Annotated in this window: 24 protein-coding genes; all 24 read left to right on the top strand. The window is 45.7% G+C overall.

The window, feature by feature from the left end; all coding sequences use genetic code 11:
• Nucleotides 1–245: 245 nt before the first annotated feature.
• The 24 genes from ACFQU8_RS11715 to ACFQU8_RS11600 all read left to right on the top strand — a co-directional run bounded on the left by ACFQU8_RS11715 (nt 246) and on the right by ACFQU8_RS11600 (nt 21,788).
• On the top strand, nt 246–1,037 hold the full coding sequence (locus tag ACFQU8_RS11715; RefSeq protein WP_382360270.1) for a hypothetical protein: 792 nt from the start codon (nt 246–248) through the stop codon (nt 1,035–1,037).
• A gap of 5 nt (nt 1,038–1,042) precedes the next feature.
• Nucleotides 1,043–1,681: an ATP-binding cassette domain-containing protein gene (locus ACFQU8_RS11710; protein WP_382360267.1), complete on the top strand. Its 639-nt coding sequence runs from the start codon at nt 1,043–1,045 to the stop codon at nt 1,679–1,681.
• Complete coding sequence (locus tag ACFQU8_RS11705) at nt 1,669–2,226, top strand: hypothetical protein (protein ID WP_382360264.1); 558 nt, start codon at nt 1,669–1,671, stop codon at nt 2,224–2,226. The genes ACFQU8_RS11710 and ACFQU8_RS11705 overlap by 13 nt, the downstream gene beginning before the upstream one ends.
• A 126-nt stretch (nt 2,227–2,352) precedes the next feature.
• Nucleotides 2,353–2,961, top strand: a complete 609-nt coding sequence (locus tag ACFQU8_RS11700) for a low molecular weight protein arginine phosphatase (protein ID WP_382360261.1) — start codon at nt 2,353–2,355, stop codon at nt 2,959–2,961.
• Between the two features lie 20 nt (nt 2,962–2,981).
• A complete protein-coding gene (locus tag ACFQU8_RS11695) occupies nt 2,982–4,346 on the top strand; it encodes a methyl-accepting chemotaxis protein (protein ID WP_382360258.1) in 1,365 nt (454 codons plus the stop codon).
• Nucleotides 4,300–4,848: a TIGR01440 family protein gene (locus ACFQU8_RS11690; protein WP_382360255.1), complete on the top strand. Its 549-nt coding sequence runs from the start codon at nt 4,300–4,302 to the stop codon at nt 4,846–4,848. The genes ACFQU8_RS11695 and ACFQU8_RS11690 overlap by 47 nt, the downstream gene beginning before the upstream one ends.
• Before the next feature lie 56 nt (nt 4,849–4,904).
• A complete protein-coding gene (locus tag ACFQU8_RS11685) occupies nt 4,905–6,140 on the top strand; it encodes a serine hydroxymethyltransferase (protein ID WP_382360252.1) in 1,236 nt (411 codons plus the stop codon).
• Nucleotides 6,141–6,528: 388 nt separating this feature from the next.
• Nucleotides 6,529–7,158 (top strand): uracil phosphoribosyltransferase, encoded by a 630-nt coding sequence (gene upp, locus ACFQU8_RS11680; protein ID WP_382360249.1) that lies wholly within the window; start codon nt 6,529–6,531, stop codon nt 7,156–7,158.
• Between the two features lie 15 nt (nt 7,159–7,173).
• Complete coding sequence (gene wecB / locus ACFQU8_RS11675; RefSeq protein WP_382360246.1) at nt 7,174–8,286, top strand: non-hydrolyzing UDP-N-acetylglucosamine 2-epimerase; 1,113 nt, start codon at nt 7,174–7,176, stop codon at nt 8,284–8,286.
• Nucleotides 8,287–8,547: 261 nt separating this feature from the next.
• Nucleotides 8,548–10,731, top strand: a complete 2,184-nt coding sequence (locus ACFQU8_RS11670) for a S8 family serine peptidase (RefSeq protein WP_382360243.1) — start codon at nt 8,548–8,550, stop codon at nt 10,729–10,731.
• Between the two features lie 441 nt (nt 10,732–11,172).
• A complete protein-coding gene (locus ACFQU8_RS11665) occupies nt 11,173–11,553 on the top strand; it encodes an ATP synthase subunit I (RefSeq protein ID WP_382360240.1) in 381 nt (126 codons plus the stop codon).
• A gap of 43 nt (nt 11,554–11,596) precedes the next feature.
• A complete protein-coding gene (atpB, locus tag ACFQU8_RS11660; RefSeq protein ID WP_382360571.1) occupies nt 11,597–12,334 on the top strand; it encodes a F0F1 ATP synthase subunit A in 738 nt (245 codons plus the stop codon).
• Between the two features lie 55 nt (nt 12,335–12,389).
• Nucleotides 12,390–12,596, top strand: a complete 207-nt coding sequence (gene atpE, locus ACFQU8_RS11655; protein ID WP_382360237.1) for a F0F1 ATP synthase subunit C — start codon at nt 12,390–12,392, stop codon at nt 12,594–12,596.
• A 209-nt stretch (nt 12,597–12,805) separates the two neighbouring features.
• Nucleotides 12,806–13,270: a F0F1 ATP synthase subunit B gene (gene atpF / locus ACFQU8_RS11650; RefSeq protein ID WP_382360568.1), complete on the top strand. Its 465-nt coding sequence runs from the start codon at nt 12,806–12,808 to the stop codon at nt 13,268–13,270.
• Complete coding sequence (locus ACFQU8_RS11645) at nt 13,267–13,806, top strand: F0F1 ATP synthase subunit delta (protein ID WP_382360234.1); 540 nt, start codon at nt 13,267–13,269, stop codon at nt 13,804–13,806. Before atpF ends, ACFQU8_RS11645 begins: the two co-directional genes overlap by 4 nt.
• 21 nt (nt 13,807–13,827) lie before the next feature.
• Complete coding sequence (atpA, locus tag ACFQU8_RS11640; protein WP_382360231.1) at nt 13,828–15,339, top strand: F0F1 ATP synthase subunit alpha; 1,512 nt, start codon at nt 13,828–13,830, stop codon at nt 15,337–15,339.
• 97 nt (nt 15,340–15,436) lie between these two features.
• A complete protein-coding gene (gene atpG, locus ACFQU8_RS11635; protein ID WP_382360228.1) occupies nt 15,437–16,300 on the top strand; it encodes an ATP synthase F1 subunit gamma in 864 nt (287 codons plus the stop codon).
• 40 nt (nt 16,301–16,340) lie between these two features.
• Nucleotides 16,341–17,747, top strand: coding sequence for a F0F1 ATP synthase subunit beta (gene atpD, locus ACFQU8_RS11630; protein ID WP_382360225.1), 1,407 nt, complete (start codon nt 16,341–16,343; stop codon nt 17,745–17,747).
• A 95-nt stretch (nt 17,748–17,842) separates the two neighbouring features.
• On the top strand, nt 17,843–18,241 hold the full coding sequence (locus tag ACFQU8_RS11625; protein ID WP_382360222.1) for a F0F1 ATP synthase subunit epsilon: 399 nt from the start codon (nt 17,843–17,845) through the stop codon (nt 18,239–18,241).
• 301 nt (nt 18,242–18,542) lie between these two features.
• The gene (locus tag ACFQU8_RS11620) at nt 18,543–18,776 is read left to right on the top strand and encodes a DUF1146 family protein (RefSeq protein WP_382360219.1); all 234 of its coding nucleotides are present in this window, start codon (nt 18,543–18,545) and stop codon (nt 18,774–18,776) included.
• A gap of 95 nt (nt 18,777–18,871) precedes the next feature.
• A complete protein-coding gene (locus ACFQU8_RS11615; protein WP_382360216.1) occupies nt 18,872–19,585 on the top strand; it encodes a YwmB family TATA-box binding protein in 714 nt (237 codons plus the stop codon).
• A 33-nt stretch (nt 19,586–19,618) separates the two neighbouring features.
• Nucleotides 19,619–20,935: a UDP-N-acetylglucosamine 1-carboxyvinyltransferase gene (gene murA, locus ACFQU8_RS11610; protein ID WP_382360213.1), complete on the top strand. Its 1,317-nt coding sequence runs from the start codon at nt 19,619–19,621 to the stop codon at nt 20,933–20,935.
• Between the two features lie 267 nt (nt 20,936–21,202).
• Nucleotides 21,203–21,436 (top strand): DUF3953 domain-containing protein, encoded by a 234-nt coding sequence (locus tag ACFQU8_RS11605; RefSeq protein WP_382360211.1) that lies wholly within the window; start codon nt 21,203–21,205, stop codon nt 21,434–21,436.
• A 118-nt stretch (nt 21,437–21,554) separates the two neighbouring features.
• Nucleotides 21,555–21,788: a hypothetical protein gene (locus ACFQU8_RS11600; protein ID WP_382360208.1), complete on the top strand. Its 234-nt coding sequence runs from the start codon at nt 21,555–21,557 to the stop codon at nt 21,786–21,788.
• Nucleotides 21,789–21,980 lie beyond the last annotated feature (192 nt).

The raw sequence follows: 21,980 nt of genomic DNA, 5'->3' as shown, positions 1-21,980 counted from the left end.
AGGTCTATTACTGATAGTACTCGCAAAAAAGTTTCAGGTACAGATTAGCTTTCTTATTGTTTTTGTAGTATCCCAGATGGACCAGTATTTGTTTGGTCATGCGATTTTTAAATCGACCAATTTGCTGTATACACCCGATTTTTCGTTCATCAGACTTATAACAGCACTATCGGAAAACGCTGTTCTGATGTTTGGGTTACTAGTCATATTGTCTGTACAGATTAAAAGGAAAGAAGGATAAATGAATGCTTCCGTTAATCAAAAGAGATGTGAGGCTGCGTTTACATCACGGAAAAAATCTCATTATAGCCCAATTTTCCTTCTTTTTAATCACGACAGTTTCTTTTATCCTTATGTTCACGTTGAATGATCTGAATACGCAAATGGAATGGCTATCTTTTGAGCAATTTTGGGATGGCTTTTCAGAGCTGGACTTAAAAATGTTTAAGCAAGATGGCACCCTCGCCACGCCATATTTTTGGCTAATTTTTCAATTGCTGTATTTTTTATCACTCAGAACATTTTTCACAGCTGATTTAACAAGCAGCGGAGGACTCATAATCATTCGTACCGGAACTAGAAAATTTGTTATGAGTAAAGTCATATCATTATTACTGTATACAACGATTTATATAGCTTTGTTTGTTTTCTATATTTGCTTTGTTTCGTCTATTCAACACTTTCTGTTTGATAGCAGTATGTCCTGGAAAGCAAATTGGGAAACGTCTATTATCTTTTGTATTTTTTTAATTCTTGTCTTATTTTTAGAATCACTTTTTTATGAGTTAGCAAGTTTGATGATGGGTGACATAATACCATACATAATCTTGATTAGTGTTAATTTCCTATCTATATTCAGTCAGAATATAGTTTTAGTCACTAACTATACTATGTTCAGCAGATGGAGTGAAACAGGGTTATACAGTGACAATACGCTATTAATGCTGACTTGGGTTAGCAGTATGATTATTCTATTGGTCTTGCTTACATTGTGGTTGGTAAAGAAAATCGATTTTGTCTATGAAAAAGGGGAGTAATAACCATGTATGTCGTGGGTGAAAATGTAACCAAAAAAATAAAGGATTTTGTCGTTTTAGATAATATTAGTTTCTCTCTGGAAAAAGGAAAAGTACATGGCATTCGCGGGCACAACGGATCGGGTAAAACCATGCTGCTTCGTGCAATAGCTGGCCTGATTAAGCTATCTGATGGAAAAGTAGTAGTTGATGGAAAAACAATTGGAAAAGATATACTTTTCCCTGAAGATGTTGGTGTTTTAATCGAATACCCGAGTTTTATTCCGGATTATACGGGATTTCAGAACTTATTATTTTTAGCAAAGATAAAAAATAAAATAAGTGAAGAAACCATTCGGGAAACATTGAATTTAATAGGGCTGGATCCAGATGATAAAAGGAAGTTTAAAAAATATTCGCTTGGTATGAAACAGCGTTTGGGTATAGCACAAGCCATCATGGAAAGCCCTGATTTATTGTTGCTGGACGAGCCAACAAATGCCTTAGATGAAAAAGGTATTTCGTTTATGGAGCAAATTATACAAAGACTTAAATCAGAGGGAAAGACAATCGTTGTAACAAGTCATGACCGGGATTTCTTACAAGAGGTTTCAGATGATATCTACTCCATTTCTGAAGGGGTTGTTACCAAGTGGGAAGACTAATAAAAAGCAAAAGCTTATATGTGATACTCGCAGTCGTATTACTTGTTGTTTTTTCAGTTCGGATTGAAGCTGTTAATGATGACCGGGATCATTATGAGACCTATAGAGTGGATGTTCAAAACGGAGATGTCGTTACCTTAGGAGATTTAGAGATGTCATTTGGTGAAGCAACTTCCCCGAAACTGGAGGAATCTGAGAATCAGGCGAATGGTAAAAAAGCCGTTTATAAGCTGCCTATTAAGATAACTAAAAAAAGTGATGCTCCGCTTAAGTCAGAGAACCAATTTGCCATTTATGAAAAATATAAGGATTACATAAACCTGCCACTTGTGGATTACCATGGTAAGTTGAATAATCAAGGCGTTTTTTCTACCCTTAGTTCACTGAAAAAAGATGAAAGTGTTAATTTGACAGTATCTACTGATTTTGTAGTGGGTGATTTGTATTATTATTACGATGATTATAATACAGATAAAGCTGCTTATATTGTCATCGTTGGTCCACAAAGTGAAAAAGGCATGCCGCTTTATTATTACAAATTATAAACGAATGTTTAAACTGAATCCCTTAATGCAAACCCCCCCCATTATTTTCTGACAACCGCGCGATTCTGTGATATAGTTTGAGTAAGAATCATCCTGCATCCACGACAATCAGCGGAGGTTATGCGTTTGAAAATTCTGTTTGTATGCACCGGCAATACATGTCGCAGTCCCATGGCTGAAGCGCTGCTGAAATCGAAAGTACCTGATGCCGAGGTGCAGTCGGCAGGTCTTTTTGCCCCCAGTAATCAAGGTCCAGCCGGTAATGCTGTTGAGGCATTGAAACACGAGGGCATTACGCTGGATAGCCGGTCCAAGCCGGTCAGTGAAGCGCTGCTGCACTGGGCGGATCTGGTGCTTACCATGACGACACAGCACAAGCAGTCACTCATCCTCGAACACCCTGACTCTCAGGCTAAATATTTCACATTAAAGGAATATGCAGCACTTGACGATATAGAGATATGGGACGAATTAAAACAACGGTATGCAGCCTATGAGGAGAAACGTTTGCAATTCTTTAAGGCTTATCGGCACCAAATGGATGATCCTCAACTTGAACAGGCATTGAATGCTCATATGCAGGAAGAATGGCAGAGGATTCAGAAACTGGAAGAACGCCTGATCAGCTATGATATTCCGGATCCATTTGGCGGCAGCCTGACAGATTACCAGAACACATTGGCAGAACTTGAAACGTCTGTCAGTGTTTTGGCGGAAAAGCTGCGTACCAAATAGTTGAGTTGGAGGAACGTGTGATGAAACAGCATTATCGCTTTAGTCTGCGGGTGAAACTCGTTGGTCTGGTAACCTTATTAGCTACTATTACGTATTCAGTCAGCGCATTATTTATCTATGTTTTCTATGATTATGTTCAGACATTTTGGGCTATTTCCGAACAGTGGTTTACAATTATCACTCTGGTTCTGGGCATTATCTGGTCAGGGATACTGGCTTATTTTGCAGCAAGGTATATTACAAAACCTTTAGAAAAACTGAAAGATTCCGCAACAAATGCTGCTGATGGTCATTTGCAGCAAACGATTGACATACCCAAGTCAGAGGATGAGATTCGGTCGTTGTCCATTGCCTTTAAGACGATGCTTGATAATCTGACGGGTATGGTTCAGAATATCGATGAACATGCCGCGGCAACAAACCAGTCTGTCAGCCGGATAAAGTCAGCAGCCGAGCAGGCCGCCCATCATGGCAAGCAGGTTGATGCTTCAATTGATGAGATTTCCAAAGGGGCTGAAAACTCATCTGAGTCCATCCAGCAGACGGCTGAAGCTGTTGAGGAAGCGTCACAGCTTGCCCAGGGCGTGCAGACCAAAGCCAGTGAATCGCAGGAAAAATCCAGTCAGATGCTGAAAATGCTCAGCGACAGCCGTGCTATTGTCAGTGAATTGGTGACGGGGATAAGTCAGCTGGCAAGCGAACAGGAAAAGTCTTTGGAAGATGTTGATCATCTGAAGGAGCATACCGTCCAGATTGAATCCATTATTACAATGGTTGGCGATATTGCCGAACAAACGAATTTGCTGGCTCTCAATGCCTCAATTGAAGCCGCTCGGGCCGGTGAGCAGGGCAAAGGTTTTGCTGTTGTCGCCGAGGAGATTCGTAAATTAGCAGATCAGAGTGCGAGTGCCGTAAAGGATATTTCTGATTTAATTAAAACTGTTCAGGGTGATGCCCAGTCTGTTGTAACCAGTATGAATGAGCATGTGGCCTATGCCAGACAAGAAGTGGAGAACGGCAAAAAGACCGATTCAGCTATTGACGACATGTCAAAATCGGTGCATGATACGGCTAGCGTTATTGAGGATATTTCCGCGTATGTTGACAAACAGCTGAATTCGATCCAGGCAACATCCGAACAATCCCAGGAAGTTGCTGCGGTTGCTGAAGAGACGTCCGCCGGAGCTGAAGAGGTAAATGCGAGCATCCAGGAACAAGCTGGGACACTTGCAGAAATGGATACAATGACTGCAGAATTGGAAAAACAGGCAGGTGCGCTGACGGAACAGGTTCAGCAATTTCATATTGAGCATGACCAGGATGAGGAGGCCTCGGATGATGGCGTTACAACAGCAAGTCAGGCAGGATATGGACGCGCTGGCTAGGGAATGGCTTGAAAGCGGCTATCTCCAGGCAGGAGATGTATTCGTTGTTGGCTGCTCCACCAGTGAGGTGGCTGGTGAGCGTATTGGCACATCCGGCAGTGAAGACATCGCTGCGGCGCTTTTTGCCAGTCTGGAGAATCTTAAGGCGGACACGGGCATCACGGTAGCTTTTCAGTGCTGTGAACATTTAAACCGGGCACTTGTCGTGGATAAATCAGCTCGGAACAGATTGAATCTGGAAGAGGTATCTGCTGTACCTGTACCAGATGCAGGCGGTTCGATGGCTGCTTATGCCTATAAGCAAATGAATGAACCGGCTGTTGTGGAAACGATCCGGGCTGACAGCGGCATCGATATCGGGGACACGATGATTGGCATGCATTTGAAACCGGTTGCCGTGCCGCTTCGCTTTAACCAGCGCTTGATTGGAGAGGCCCGGGTAACGGCTGCCCGCACCCGCCCGAAACTGATCGGAGGCGAGCGTGCGGTGTATCGGGTATGAAGACGCATTAAGGCGGTCACACGCAACACCATTAGAATACAAGGGGGAAATGACTCATGGAACACTTGAAGCAAACAGATGACGCGTTGTACGAAGCCCTTCAGGCAGAAAAAACACGCCAGCAGGAAAAGATTGAACTGATTGCTTCGGAAAACTTTGTATCAGAAGCTGTTATGGAAGCGATGGGATCAGTGCTGACGAATAAATATGCGGAAGGCTATCCGGGCAAACGGTATTATGGCGGCTGTGAACATGTGGATGTGGCCGAAAATCTGGCACGCGACCGGGCTAAAGAGCTGTTCGGTGCCGATCATGCCAACGTCCAGCCGCATTCCGGGGCACAGGCCAACATGGCTGTTTATTTCTCTGTCCTGGATCCAGGTGATACGATTCTCGGCATGAATCTAAATCACGGCGGTCATTTGACCCACGGCAGTCCGGTTAACTTCAGCGGCCGCATGTACAATGTGGCTGACTACGGTGTCGATCAGGAAACCGAGAGGCTTGACTATGACGTTATTCGTGAACGGGCAAAAGAAGTCCAGCCGAAACTGATCATCGCTGGTGCGAGTGCTTATGCACGGGAAATCGATTTTGCCAAATTCCGCGAGATTGCGGATGATGTTGGCGCGTACTTAATGGTTGATATGGCGCATATCGCCGGTCTTGTAGCGGCAGGTCTGCATCAGAATCCAGTGCCGTATGCAGATTTTGTCACGACGACCACCCATAAAACACTGCGCGGGCCACGCGGCGGTATGATTCTGTGCAAAGCGGACTACGCGAAGAAAATTGACAAGGCTGTTTTCCCTGTCATGCAGGGCGGACCGCTGATGCATGTAATCGCTGCCAAAGCCGTTTCTTTCAAAGAAGCGCTGTCTGATGGATTTAAGACTTATGCCGAGCAGATTATCCGAAACGCCAGAGCCTTGAGTGAGGCACTCAGCAAGGAAGGGCTCCGGATTGTTTCCGGCGGTTCAGATAATCATCTCCTTCTGGTTGATGTGACACCACTTGGATTGACTGGCGATGTGGCTGAAAAAGCGCTGGATGATATCGGCATCACCGCGAATAAAAATACCATTCCATTTGATAAGGAAAAACCGTCCGTTGCAAGCGGTGTCCGGATGGGCACAGCAGCTGTGACAACGCGCGGCTTTACAGAAGCTGATATGCAGGAAATGGCTTCAATTATCGCCTCTGTATTGAAAAACTATGAGGATAAAAGCGTCCTGCAGGAAGCAAAAGAACGTGTAACAGCTTTAACCAGTAACTACCCATTATATGCGTAAGTGATAAGAGGCGGGGACATAACGAATACCTCAAGCGTCAAACAATGCTCAGATTCAGCGGAGGAAAAGACGGAGACTCCTGCGGGAGCAAAGGCTAGGTGAGACCCCGGAGCGCGCCAGCGCTTCGGAGGCTCACCAGCCGCCCGCGGAAAGTGACGTCTATTTCCGGAGCGGTTCAGTCACGCAAGTGGTTCGCACTTTTGTCCCCCCCGTATTACGCTTATCATTTTCATTCACCGAGAGTTTTGTCCCATCCCCTTTTTTCTGGCACGGCCACACTTCTTAGCAAGCATTAGATTAATAAGACGGATCGATCGGCACTTGCATGCCAGTCTATTTTTCAGTACAATTTGAAAGATGCCATTAAATATAAGGAGTGATTGCTAAAATGGGACAAGTACATGTGCTGGACCACCCACTCATTCAACACAAATTAACTTACATACGTGACAAAGACACCGGAACGAAGGAATTCCGTGAACTGGTTGATGAAGTTGCCATGCTGATGGCGTTTGAGATCACCCGCAACTTGCCTTTGCAGGAAAAAACAATTGAAACGCCAGTTATGGAAGCTGATACCCAAGTGCTTGCCGGCAAAAAAATCGGCCTTGTTCCAATTATCCGCGCCGGACTCGGCATGGTTGATGGCATGCTGAAACTGATTCCTGCAGCAAAGGTCGGCCATGTCGGACTTTACCGCGATCCGGAAACATTAAAGCCGCATGAGTATTATACGAAATTGCCGTCCGATATCGCTGAACGGGAACTGATTGTGCTTGATCCCATGCTTGCAACCGGCGGCTCAGCGAGTGAGGCTATCCATTTGCTGAAAAAACGCGGCGCCAAGCAGATTCGCCTTATGTGCCTTGTCGGGGCCCCTGAAGGTGTTGATGTCATTCATAACGAACATCCCGATGTCGATATCTACCTTGGTGCGCTTGATGACCAGCTGAATGATGACGGGTTTATCATTCCGGGACTTGGCGATGCCGGTGACCGTTTGTACGGGACCAAGTAAGGCTGGCAGCTGATTATGGCAAAACAGTTGCGCGTGATGACGATCTTCGGAACACGGCCGGAAGCGATTAAAATGGCGCCGCTCGTTCGCGCATTAAAGGAACGTCCGGAACATTTTGACCCGCTGGTTACGGTTACCGCACAGCACCGGGAAATGCTTGATCAGGTGCTGGATATGTTTCAGATTACACCTGACTATGATTTAAATATCATGAAACAGAAACAGTCCCTTGCACAGATTACAACGCGTGCGCTGGAGGGACTTGATTCGGTCATGAAAGAGACTTCACCGGATATGGTGCTCGTTCATGGTGATACGACAACCACTTTTGCGGCATCGCTCGCGGCTTTCTACAACCAGATTGCGGTCGGCCATGTAGAAGCGGGCTTGCGTACAGGCGATAAATACGCCCCGTATCCGGAAGAAATGAACCGGCAGCTGACGGGTGTTATGGCTGATTTGCATTTCGCCCCGACCGATAAAGCCAGACAGAACCTGATACAGGAAAACAAACCGGCTGAACGTATCATCGTAACCGGCAACACCGCAATCGATGCCTTAGCGACAACGGTTGATCCGGCTTATTCAAGTGCTGTTCTGGCGGATAAGGGTGACCGGCGGCTGGTGCTGGTCACAGCCCATCGCCGCGAAAATCTGGGGCGCAATATGGAACAGATGTTTCGCGCCATTAAGCGGCTTGTCGATACTCATCCAGATATTCAGGTTATTTATCCGGTGCATTTAAACCCGGCTGTCCGGCAGACGGCTGAAGCAATTTTAGGGCATGATGACCGGATTCAGTTAATTGAACCGCTCGGTGTGAAAGATTTTCATAATCTGGCTGCGAGAGCACATCTGATTATGACCGATTCAGGCGGTGTTCAGGAAGAGGCTCCGTCACTGGGGGTTCCGGTGCTTGTTCTGCGGGAGACGACGGAACGACCGGAAGGAATCCAGGCTGGCACTTTAAAATTAGCCGGAACAGACGAATCGGCTATCTTCAGCTTGGCTGATGAATTATTGCGGAATGATGCCCTTCACGACCAAATGGCGCAAGCTCCGAATCCTTACGGTGACGGAAAGGCATCCAGCCGCATTGCTGACGCGATCATGACATTTTTAAATTAATAGCCCCACAGAGGCTGGGATATGACGAATTGATCGATTCCCTGAGATGCGTAATAGGAACTGAGTAAAGGAAAAGACGGCGACGCCAGCGGGAGAAGAGGCTCACCATTCACCCGCGGAGAAGATGTCTATTTCCGGAGCAGCTTAGTCGCATGAACGATCCAGTCTGTCCCAGTCTTTTGTTATATCAAAATCGTCATGCATGGTTTTGTCTTCTTTTTCAAATACTACCAGCAGCTTAAATAAAAAGGAGCACCAGCTATGTACCGTATCCTCTCCGCCCTGCTTATGCTCGCGGTTTTCACGTGTACGCCCGCAGAAGCCGACTCCCCGGACACCATCCGTGAAGAAAAAGCTGTGATTATTGAAGTGGACGGCGATCCAGAAGAGCATAAAAATTATCTTGAGGCACATCACCCGGCGATTAACGTCGTGCATACATATGAAACATTGTTCAGCGGATTAGCTTTAAAGGGTGATCCCTGGCGACTTGACCAATTACGGTCACTCCCATTTGTCAAGACGATTCATCCTGTCGTGACGTACGAGACCCAAACCACCGTCTCAGACAGCGCGACAGCTGACAGCGTTCTCCCCGCAACTTTAAACAAGACAGCCTATACAGGAAAGGGTGTCCAGGTAGCGGTCATTGATACAGGTATTGATTATAATCATCCAGATCTAAAGGCGAATTATGCGGGTGGTTATGATGTCGTTGATCTTGATAAGGACCCGATGGAAACGCTGCCTGAGGAAGGCTTGCCGACCAAGCACGGGACGCATGTAGCCGGTATTATCGCAGCAAATGGTGATCTGAAGGGTGTTGCCCCAGATGCTGACATTCATGCTTATCGTGCCCTCGGACCCGGCGGCAGAGGGACATCTGTTAACGTCATTGCAGCTCTTGAACAGGCGGTTGAGGACGGCGCGGATGTGATTAACCTGTCCTTAGGCAATGCTGTCAATGGTCCGGACTTTCCCACGAGTGTGGCTGTTAACCGGGCATTCGATCTGGGGGTGCCGGTTGTCAGTGCTAATGGGAACGCGGGCCCGGACAACTGGACCATTGGCTCGCCGGCAACAGCTGCGAATGCTCTCTCGGTAGGGGCATCTGCGCCTCCGCAAAAAACACCATATTTAACGGCCCCTCTGAAAGACAAGCGCCTGCCGCTTTTGGAAATGGACGGTGCAAAACCCTGGCGTTTAGACAAGCGGTATGATACAGGCATACTTGATGAAGAGGCTGTTCAGGGAAAAATTGCGCTGATTGAGCGGGGAGAGACCCCGTTTGCTGAACTGGCCAGGCAAGCTGAAGAAGCTGGTGCTGTAGCCGCTGTTATTTATAATCAGGAACCCGGCAGCTTCCAAGGTACACTGCCAGAAACAGATGACCCGGTGCAGATCCCGGTGGCTTCAATGACAAAGCAGGACGGCCAGTGGCTTAAAGAGCACATTCGCAGCAGTCAATTTTATGTAAACACCAAGTATGCGATGACAGACTTTACGGTTGCTGATTTCAGCTCCCGCGGCCCGGTTACGGTGAACTGGGATTTGAAACCGAATGTCAGCGCACCTGGCACAAATATTTTGAGTACGGTTCCCGGCGGTTATCAGGAGCTGCAGGGAACAAGCATGGCAGCCCCTCATGTGACTGGCGCAATGGCCTTGTTGCGTGAAGCTCATCCTGATTGGACGCCAGAGGAGCTGACAGGGGCGTTAGCGACAACTGCCCGGCCCATTCGCCGTGATAAAGACGAGTTGCTGGACCCGATCATTCAGGGTGCTGGCGAAATCAGGCCCGAAAAAGCGGTCAATACGACAACGATTCTGGACGAGCCACTGCTGGCATTCGGGCAAATCACACATAATAAGGAAACGAAAACACAGGATATGACCGTTACAAACACATCCGGCAACGAGCAGACCTATAGATTTGAGACACCTAAACAGCAAGCAGGACTCCGCTGGGATTTACCGCTGGCATTTACACTGGATGAAGGTGAGTCGGCAACGATTCCTATCGGCTTGACGGTGCACGCAAACCCGCTGGATAAAGGCATTCATCAGGGCTGGCTGCGGTTGGAGCAGGATAAAAAAACGTATCAGCTGCCCTATCTGTTTATCAATGAGACAGCCGACTATCCTAAGGCGATGGGATTTGACTTAACGGTCAAACCATTTACCCGCGGGACTTATGCGTATCAATTTTATTTGACCGATCCAGCTGAAAGTGTTGACGTGGCGCTGTACCATCCGCAAACGCTTGTTTATGACCGGACGCTTTTCCATACAAGCGATGTGCAGACGGGTCTGAATAAAGGCCAGCTTGATGAGTCGGAACTCGGAGAACCCGGGCAATACGTTGCTGTGATCACGATCAGACTGGAAAACGGCGACAGAGAAAGCTATCAGACCAGACTCAATATCAGGGATCCAGCAGAATAGGAACGCACTGGCTATCAGAACTGTTCAGCCGGTTTTCGTATTATATGTGACAGATTATTACAATTGTCACATAATGTTCACTAAACAAAATGGCTTTTTTCCGTTATAATTAAAAATAGGATTATGTTTAATTATGATTGGCATAGTCACAGCCAGGTTGCTAAGCCATAATTCAAGGCAACTTTTAACCTCGTCCTAATTGACAATCATGAATGGCTCATGTAACATACCTCATTGATGGTATGTTAGGGTTTTCATAGAGGTATAATGGCTGGTACAATGAATTAATACCTGCGCTAACTTTTTTGTTTAACGCAGCATGTGCAGTGACAATTCGCACGTTACCCGTTTAGATTCGGGCTGGGCTTAAGAAAAGGATTGCCAGTGATGTGTTATTGCCTGCCGGTCTTTTTGAACGTTCTCTAAGGAGAAGTGTGAAACATGTCACAATATAATCAAATGGTCATGCGTCAGCGCAAAGGGATGTTGTACCTTCTCGCAATCCTGGTGATCGGTTCAGGTTTCTCCCCATTTCCAGCAATTTTCCTTGGTCTGCTGCTCGGAAGCCTGGTAAGTTTTTTTAATCTGTGGTTGTTGCAGCGAAAGATTCAAAGGTTTGTCGAGAATGCTGCTGAAGGAGAATCGGTGTTTGGGTTAGGTACCTTATCGCGATTGGCGGCAGCTGGTCTTGCTGTCCTGATTGCCATGCGTTTTGATTTCCATATTCTTGCTGTTGTGGCGGGACTGGGATCTTCCTATGCAGTTATTGTGATAAGTTTTCTGCTGCCAGGTCTTAACACACAGAAAAAGCAGTCGGAATAAGGGATCTTTTCAAAAAAATTAGGCCTGGAAAGAGGTGAAGACATTGGATCATGAAGCACCAATCGTCCACGATGCGTTTGGAATCCCCGGGCTGGATTTCAACATGTCGAATGTGATAATGATAGCTATCGCATCACTGATTGTATTTATTATTGGTGTTGTCGGAAGCCGTCATTTACAGATGAAGCCAACAGGCATTCAAAATTTCATGGAATGGTTAATTGATTTTGTCAAGGGCATGATTAATGACACGATGGACTGGAAAACAGGGAAAGTGTTTCTGCCTCTGGGGCTGACACTGATAGCTTACATATTTGTAAGTAACGTCCTTGGTGTTATTACACTTGGGGCAGTCGGCGATGACTTGTGGTGGAAGTCACCGACGGCCGATGCCGGAATCACTTTAACGCTTGCCGTAATGGTGGTTGTTTTAACGCACTTTTACAGCATCAAGATGAAAGGGGGCAAGGAATACGGTAAGGATTATCTCCGCCCGCTTCCATTTTTACTGCCCTTGAATATCATCGAAGAATTCACCAATACACTTACATTAGGCTTGCGTTTATTTGGTAATATCTATGCCGGTGAAGTTTTACTCGGATTACTCGTATCATTAGGGTTGTCAGGAGGATTTACGGCAGGAGGCATCTTTACCTTTTTAGGGTCTGGTGTTGCCTTAATGGCATGGCAGGCGTTCAGTTTATTTATTGGCGCCATACAGGCCTTTATATTCACTATTTTAACGATGGTCTACATGTCTCAGAAAGTAGGCACCGAGTAAAAAGACCATCACAAAACTATGAAACTGTTTTATTTATAAAAAGGAGGAAATATCAATGGAAGCTATAGCAGCAGCAATAGCAATCGGATTGGCCGCTTTGGGTGCAGGTTTAGGCAATGGTTTGATCGTTAGTCGTACAGTAGAGGGGATTGCACGTCAGCCTGAACTGCGCGGTTCTTTGCAAACGGTAATGTTTATCGGGGTAGCACTGGTTGAAGCGATTCCGATCATCGGCGTTGTTATCGCATTTATGGTCGTGTGATAGAGACTGGAAATATGGCACTATGGCGAAGTTCGGCGACACCGGATTATCGCCATTCCTTTATGATAGTAAACTTTATTAAAAATGACCTCATACATCATCAGTTCAAGTTCATTGACTGATCGTTTGCGAAAGGAGTGACGCATGTGCATCTAACAAGTGGTATTCCGGTTATTGCGGCAGGCATAGGCGGTTTGCATATTGGGGATATGCTTACGCAGTTAGTCTTTTTCCTGATATTGCTGGCCCTTTTGAAAAAGTTCGCCTGGGGCCCGCTTATGAATGTTATGCAAAAACGTGAGGAATATGTCACAAGTGAGATCGAGTCAGCAGAACAAAGCCGCGCCGAAGCTGAGAAAGCACAGGCTGAAGCGTCAGAACAACTGAAACAGACGAAAAAGGAAGCAACTCAGATTATTGAAGATGCCAAAAAAACCGGTGCCAAACAAGAACAGGAAATTGTTGAAGCCGCGCGGCGCGAGGCACAAAACATGAAGCAATCAGCTCAGGAAGAAATTGAGCATGAAAAAGAAAAAGCCGTTCAGGCACTCCAGGATCAAGTTGGTTCCTTGTCTGTACAAATTGCCAGTAAAGTAATTGAGAAAGAAATCAGTGAACAGGATCAGGAAGAACTGATTAATGAATACATTAAAGAGGCAGGAGAAGAGCGATGAGTCAAGTAGTTGCCAAACGTTATGCAGACGCTCTTTTCCAGCTGGGGCAGGATACAGGATCCTTGGACCAATTTGTCGAGGAAGCGAAAGTTCTGACATCGGTTTTTGCTGAAAACGATCAGTTAACGGCATTTTTAGAACATCCGAAAGTTTCGCATGAACAGAAAATGCAATTTATCGACGAGGTGTTTCAGGAATTTTCCGGAGACATCGTCAAGACATTCAAATTGTTGGTTATGCGCCATCGCACAGATGTTGCTCCGGCGGTTATGGACCACCTGGTTCATATGGTGAATGATGCAGAAGCTGTTTCGGAAGCAACCGTTTATTCAGTAAGAGAATTATCGGAAAATGAACAAGCGAAAATAAAAAATACGTTTGCTGAGCGTTTTAATAAACGGGACGTGAAACTTAAAACGGTTGTTGATCCGTCTATCCTTGGCGGTATCAAGGTACAGGTTGGCAACACGGTTTATGATGGCACAGTTCAGGGCAAATTAAGACGGATGGAGCGACGTATTGAGGCGGCAAATTAACGAAGATAGGGGTGAAATGGTATGAGCATTAAAGCTGAAGAAATCAGTTCGCTGATTAAGACACAGATCGAGAATTTTGACTCGGATATTGAAGTATCGGATGTCGGCACTGTTATTGAAATCGGCGATGGCATTGCGCGTGCGCATGGCCTCGATGACGCGATGGCCGGTGAACTCCTTGAATTCTCGAACGGTGTCATGGGAATGGCGCAGAACCTTGAAGAAGGAAATGTCGGTATCGTCATTTTAGGGCCATTCTCCGATATTCATGAAGGCGATGAAGTTCGCCGTACAGGTCGCGTTATGCAAGTACCTGTCGGAGAGGAGCTGCTCGGACGCGTTGTTAATCCATTGGGACAGCCACTCGACGGCAAAGGGCCCGTGGAAACGGCTAAAAGTCGTCCAATTGAAGAGCCGGCTCCATCAATTATGGATCGTCAGGAGGTAACCGAACCTCTGCAGACTGGTATCAAAGCGATTGACGCCTTAGTACCGATTGGCCGCGGCCAGCGTGAATTAATCATCGGTGACCGCCAGACAGGTAAAACAACACTGGCTGTCGACACCATCATTAACCAAAAAGATGAGGATATGATATCCATTTATGTCGCCATTGGCCAGAAAGAATCGACTGTGAGAAGTACAGTTGATACATTCCGCCGTCATGGCGCACTGGATAATACGATTATCATATCAGCGGGAGCTTCGGAACCTGCACCTCTCTTATATATGGCTCCGTATGCAGGCGCTGCCATGGGCGAAGAATTCATGTACAATGGCAAACATGTTTGTGTTGTATTTGATGACTTGACCAAGCAGGCTCAGGCTTATCGTGAACTATCCTTGCTGCTCCGCCGTCCACCAGGCCGTGAAGCTTATCCCGGGGACGTTTTCTACGTGCACTCACGTTTATTGGAACGGGCAGCTAAACTGAATGACTCAAAAGGCGGCGGGTCTATGACAGCTTTGCCGTTTATCGAAACACAAGCCGGTGATATCGGTGCCTATATTCCAACCAACGTTATTTCCATTACAGACGGGCAAATCTTCCTGCAGTCTGATATGTTCGCTGCTGGTAATCGTCCGGCGATTAACGCAGGTTTATCTGTTTCACGGGTTGGCGGTTCGGCACAGCTTAAAGCGATGAAGAAAGTCGCCGGGACCCTAAGGCTTGACCTTGCATCATTCCGTGAACTGGAATCTTTTGCACAGTTTGGCTCTGACCTGGATCAGGCAACACAAGCCAAACTTGATCGTGGTGCACGGACCGTGGAAATTCTGAAACAGGGACTTCATAAGCCGCAAGCCGTTGAAAAGCAGGTCATGATGATTTATGCCCTGACAAAAGGTTTGCTTGATGATTTGCCGGTCAAAGATGTTACCCGTTTTGAATCAGAGTTCCACGTATGGCTTGATGAGAACCGGAAAGAACTTTTATCAACTATCCGCGAAACCGGCAAACTTGCCGAAGAAGAAGACATGAGCGGGGCGGTTGAAACATTTAAGAAGACGTTTATGCCAACGGAAAAATAAACGCTTTAAATCAAACGAAACAGGTCTATGAAATGAGGTAAGAGCTGGAGTCACCGGCTCTCGCCTCCAGCTTCTGTCAGGAAGGGTGGTGAATTGCTTGGCATCACTGCGGGATATCCAGAAACGAATCGACTCAACGTCGAAAACAAAGCATATTACAAAAGCCATGGAAATGGTTTCAGCTTCAAAAATGAACAGGGCTGAAGACAATGCCAAATCATTTAAACCCTACAGTCAAAAAATGGAAGAAGTCGTTTCCAGTATTGCTGGCAATGACACGGATGCGCAGCACCCGATACTGGAAAAGCGTGACGTAAAACGCACCGGCTACTTTGTGATTACGACTGATCGCGGTTTGGCAGGTGCCTATAATAATAATATCTTGAAGAAGACTTACGAAACCATTAAGAATCGGCACCAATCGACGGATGAATACACTATTATTGTGGTTGGCCGTGTTGGCTATGACTTTTTCCAAAAACGTGGCATGCCGGTTGCTAAAAGCATTATCGGCATGTCGGACCAGCCGGTTTTTAACGATATCAAAGAACTTGCGGCTGAAACCGTACAGATGTTTATTGATGAAGAAATTGATGAATTGTCCATTTATTATCATCGTTTTATTAATGCGATTTCTCAGAAAGTGACCACACAGCCTCTATTGCCGCTGACGAATCTTAGCGATACGTCAAGTCAAAGCACCAGCCGGTATGAATACGAACCTGATCAGGGTCAAATTCTGGAAGTCCTTTTGCCGCAATATGTGGAAAGCCTGATTTTCGGCGCGTTATTGGATTCAAAAGCAAGTGAACACGCTGCACGCAGGACAGCGATGCGGAATGCGACTGATAATGCCAACGAAATGATTGATGATTTGACATTGTCCTACAACCGTGCCCGCCAGGCGGCGATCACACAGGAGATCACTGAAATTGTTGGCGGTGTTGCGGCACTGGAATAGTGCATTCTGATCGTTTGATAGCAGGATAGGAGGGAAATCAATGAGCAAAGGACACATTACACAAGTTATGGGACCTGTTGTCGACGTCAAATTTGACGAAGGCGAACTCCCTGATATTAATAATGCATTAGTTGTCCGTAGCAACGATAAGGATATGGACGTCAACCTAACACTTGAAGTTGCGCTCCACCTTGGCGATAATTCAGTTCGAACGGTTGCGATGGATTCAACAGACGGTCTTAAGCGCAATATGCCTGTTGAAGATACAGGCGAACCGATTTCTGTACCGGTTGGTCAGGTAACACTCGGACGCGTCTTCAACGTCACTGGTGATAACATTGACCTTGATGAACCGGTACCGGATGATACCCGGCACGACCCGATACATCGTCAGCCACCTGAATTTGAAAACTTGACGACAGGCACAGAAATTCTTGAAACAGGCATTAAAGTTGTTGACCTGCTGGCCCCTTACACGCGAGGCGGGAAAATTGGCCTGTTTGGCGGTGCCGGTGTTGGCAAAACGGTTCTGATCCAGGAACTGATCAACAACATTGCACAGGAACATGGCGGTATTTCCGTGTTTGCCGGTGTCGGTGAACGGACTCGTGAAGGTAATGACCTTTACTACGAAATGAAAGAATCTGGCGTTATTAAAAAGACAGCCATGGTGTTCGGTCAAATGAACGAGCCGCCAGGAGCTCGTATGCGCGTTGCTCTGACAGGCCTCACGATGGCGGAATATTTCCGTGATGAAGAAGGCCAGGACGTTCTGCTGTTTATTGATAACATTTTCCGTTTCACGCAGGCTGGCATGGAAGTTTCAGCACTGCTTGGCCGTCTGCCGTCTGCTGTTGGCTACCAGCCGACGCTGGCAACGGAAATGGGACAGCTGCAGGAACGTATTACGACAACGAATAAAGGATCAGTAACGTCCATTCAGGCGATTTATGTTCCAGCTGACGACTATACCGACCCAGCACCAGCAACAACGTTTGCGCACTTGGACGCTACAACCAATCTTGATCGCGGGTTGTCCGAACAGGGTATCTATCCAGCTGTGGATCCACTCGCATCAACATCGCGTGCTCTGGACCCGGAAGTTGTTGGCGAAGAACATTATAACGTAGCGCGTGAGATTCAGGAGACCTTGCAGAAGTATAAAGAACTGCAGGACATTATTGCGATTCTTGGTATGGACGAATTATCCGACGAGGATAAACTCACGGTTGCCCGTGCGCGCCGCATTCAATTCTTCCTGTCGCAAAACTTCCACGTGGCTGAACAATTTACCGGCCAGCCCGGCTCTTATGTCCCTATCAGTGAAACAGTTAAGGGCTTCAGGGAAATTCTGGACGGTAAACATGATGATCTGCCAGAAGATGCCTTTCGTCTGGTTGGCGGCATCGAGGATGTTGTCGAAGGCGCCAAAGGTATGACGACATAAAACTTTAGATGGAATGCTGGGGAGCGATCGAATGATGATGTTTTTGAACATATCATACTCCCTTCAGTCATTCACCTGTCTTGAGGAGGACTTGCATGAAAACACTGACGGTGAGTGTTGTTACGCCTGATGGTCCCGTCTTGGAAGACAGTTTTGAAATGGTCAGCTGTAGAGCAGAGAACGGTGAGATCGGTGTTTTACCCGGTCACATACCGATGGTCGCCCCATTAACGGTTGGTGCTGTCCGTTTAAAAAATGATTCTAATGCGGAGCAGATGCTGTTTGTTAATGGCGGTTTTCTGGAGGTGCGTCCGGATAACGTCACGATCCTTGCCCAGTCAGCGGAAGTCCCTGGGGATATTGATGTTGAACGGGCCAAACAAGCTAAACAGCGTGCTGAGCGCCGCCTCCAGGCTCAACAGGACGATCTGGACCATAAACGGGCAGAGTTAGCACTCAAACGGGCCATGAATCGTTTGGATATTGCCAAGTAGAATTAAAATCTCTTGTAACATTTTTGTTATAAGAGATTTTTCTGTCAGGTAATACAGTTAAATTAAGCAACTCAGCCAGAGAGTGTAGTTGCGTATTAATGGCATGTCGGCAAAAACAGGGGTATCTCGACACTAAGGTTAAATGAGCTCGATATTTCCCGGGCAATCAAAACATTGTCGAATAGACAGCTCGACATGTAACGTGGCGTTTTGTTGACAACAGACAAGAACCATGGCAAAGTACCAATTAGTTTCAAGCATCGATGCTTGGCCTGATAATTGAAATACAAGGTGTGGAATTATGTTTTCATCAATTGGTTTAACAGCTATCGTCAGTATGATATCGCATTTGATCTTTATCTATATAACATGGCGGCTTATTACCGCTGTTAAGTTTGACGCATTAATTAGAAAAGGACGGGAAACCGAAGCGAAAATCCTGCTTATCTTTATTGCGATTGTGATCGGGACAGGGGTCAGCCGATTCCTGCTGGACTTCATCCAGTGGTCCCAGGATTTGATGTTCCTTTTTTAAAGCAGGCTGTAAGTCCAATATTTTTGCATCAGTACCGTATGAAATCAATCTCTCCTGATTAGACTATGAATATAGTAATCAGGAGGGATTTTTTTATGCGGAAGTCAGCTATCATTTTTATTATGGGATTAATTCTTTTCACGAGTTCCGGTGCCGCGGCCGCCCAGCAGGATGAAATGCTTGATTTGGCTGCAGCGGTGACGGGGCAGTCATTACCCGTGGCCAGCTGGCAGGTTACAATTAAGGAAGATATGTCTAGAAACAAAGCCCGTCGTTTGCTGACAACCTTGCAGGCAAAACATGGGTATAAAGTCACTGGTACTGAGAAGGAAAAAGCGGTAAACTATGATATTGAGTCTGGGCAAGAAAAACAAGTCACGGAACGTTTCCATATAACCATTCCTAAGAATGCCCGTCATCAGGCAGCTTTTTCAGCCATTTTGCAGGGCGAATCCTGGAACAAAGAGGTTATGGAAGCGTATCGTGAGCGTAAGGATTCTGTCCGTTCAGCTTATTTCACAGACAGGTCGACAACATTTGCTTGTTTAACTGCCGACATTGATGATAAAATAAAGGAAGTTTATATTATTAGAAACATGAAAAAATCACTACAGTTGGAAAATGTTGAGGTTCAGCATGATAATGTGGAGAACGCGTCTTTAAAAACAATTGTGTACGGGTATACACCACAGTGGAAACAAGTCATGACTATGGACCAGCCAACAAATTTTCAAATGGCCATCCATGAAAGCACATCTGGTGGCAAACGTTTGACGATAGGCACACCTATCCTGATTAATGAATACTAATATAGTGAAATTGGTTTATAAGGGGAATAGTATATGGAACAAATCATCGTTAAGGGCGGGAACCGATTGCGCGGCTCCGTCAGAGTTGAGGGAGCGAAAAATGCTGTGCTCCCGGTTATAACTGCCAGTATGCTGGCAAGTGAGGGTCAGAGCGTCATCACAGATGTTCCCGTACTGGCAGATGTGTATACCATCAATGACGTATTGCGTTATATGAACGCCGATGTAGAATTCAATGATCAAACAATTCATGTAGATGCTTCCCAGGAACTGTTAACTGAAGCGCCTTTTGAATATGTCCGTAAAATGCGTGCATCTGTATTGGTTTTGGGACCATTACTGGCACGTTATGGCCATGCCAATGTAGCGATGCCCGGCGGCTGTGCCATTGGTTCGCGGCCGATCGATTTGCACTTAAAAGGTTTTGAAGCCATGGGTGCACATGTCGAGGTCGGGAATGGCTATGTGGAGCTGCAGGCAGAGGGACGTCTCCAGGGAGCTAAAATTTATCTTGATATGCCAAGTGTTGGTGCTACAGAAAATATTATGATGGCTGCCGTACTCGCAAAGGGTAAAACGGTTATAGAAAATAGTGCTAAAGAGCCTGAAATAGTTGATCTGGCCAATTTCCTCAATAAAATGGGCGCTAAAGTCGTTGGAGCTGGCACGGAAACAATTCGCATTGAGGGTGTGGAAAAACTGCACGGTGCTGAGCATAACATCATCCCGGATCGTGTCGAGTCGGGTACTTTTATGATTGCCAGTGCGATTACCGGCGGCAATATCCTGATCCAAAATGCTGAGAGTGATCATTTGCGCTCCGTTATTTCCAAACTGGAAGAAATGGGCGTGACCATTTTTGACGAGGATGGTGGCATTCGGGTCATCGGGCCGGACAAAATGCTGTCCACCGATATTAAGACACTTCCTTATCCCGGATTTCCAACTGATATGCAATCGCAAATGATGGCCTTGATGCTGAACGCTTATGGAACAAGCGTTTTCACCGAAACAGTGTTTGAAAACCGGTTTATGCATGTGGAAGAATTCCGGCGCATGAACGCTAAAATGAAAATAGAAGGCCGCAGCGTGGTTATCGAAGGACCAACCAAGCTCCAGGGTGCCAAAGTGGCTGCAACGGACTTGCGGGCTGCCGCTGCGCTTATACTAGCTGGTTTAAATGCGGAAGGCCATACCCGGATAACCGAATTAAAGCACCTTGACCGCGGCTATGTCGATTTGACCGGCAAACTGGCTGGCTTAGGTGCTGATATCGAACGTGTCGATGAGAACGGTGAAAAAGTCTATCAGCAGCCTGCTGGCGGAACCGTTTCCTATTTGATTGACTGAGCATATTTTATAAAAAACACAATTTAGAGATGCAAATCACATATGATTTAGCATCTCTTTTTTTGCGATTATGACGGTACTTATACTAGTTTTTATTGTTAAACACTTGTGTTTCTTATCGCAAACTTGGATATTAATTTTTAAATAATTAGAATTTATTTCGAAGGTCCTGAGATGTTTATGTTAAAATAAGCGTAATAAGCATTGTTAGGCAAACGGGTCAGATAACCGAATAATTGTGGTTTTAAACAATAGGGGGGTAGATAATTGCTAAAAGCACTGAGGGTTATATCACCCATAATTGTCGTAGTTTTAGCTGGGTATGCTTTAATAACTGGGAACTACATAGTAATGCCATATATGATGCTTTTTATGGGAATAACGTTCTTGGTTATGGGCATAGCCCAAATAAAGGAAGAAGGGAAGCTAATAGGTATATTTAGTATTATCGTTTCCATATTTGTTTTTTATGTTTCTGTTCAAAGTTTTTTATTCAGCTAAAGGGGGCAATTGTTAAAGAATGAAAATTCACTTATCTATCCAGATTGTAAAAGAAAGCTAAAACATTTTAGTTATTGCTAAATATGGTGTAAAAGATATTATTTAAGGAGCACAAGCTATGAAAGAAAAAATAAAAGCTTTTGCTGTTACCTTCTTATTAGGTCCATCATTATTAGGACTGGGAGTAGTCATAACATTTGATTTAATACCTATTCTATGGACTCTAATTACCGGAGGACAAGGGGATTTAACTTTCAAAGAAGTATTACTGGACTTCCTATTAGGCTATGTAATTTATCTCATTTATACAATCTACTTAACAATTAGAGCAAAAATAAAAAACGAAGAATAATTTAAGCCACTTGATGTAATGCTTTGGTAGAAAATCACATCTGAAAGGTTGTATAGTGATAGAACTAAAATGACCGAGGTTTACTTAACAATCGGGCGCCGCTCGACAAGTTCTGCTATAAGCGTTTTGAAGCGTGAAATGCAGGGGATTAGCTATCGGACAATCCCAACTTTACAATCAAGGATGGGAATG

Source organism: Lentibacillus kimchii (genome assembly GCF_042666895.1).
Classification (GTDB): Bacteria; Bacillota; Bacilli; order Bacillales; family Amphibacillaceae; genus Lentibacillus; species Lentibacillus kimchii.
This window is presented reverse-complemented; position numbering and strand designations above follow the sequence as displayed.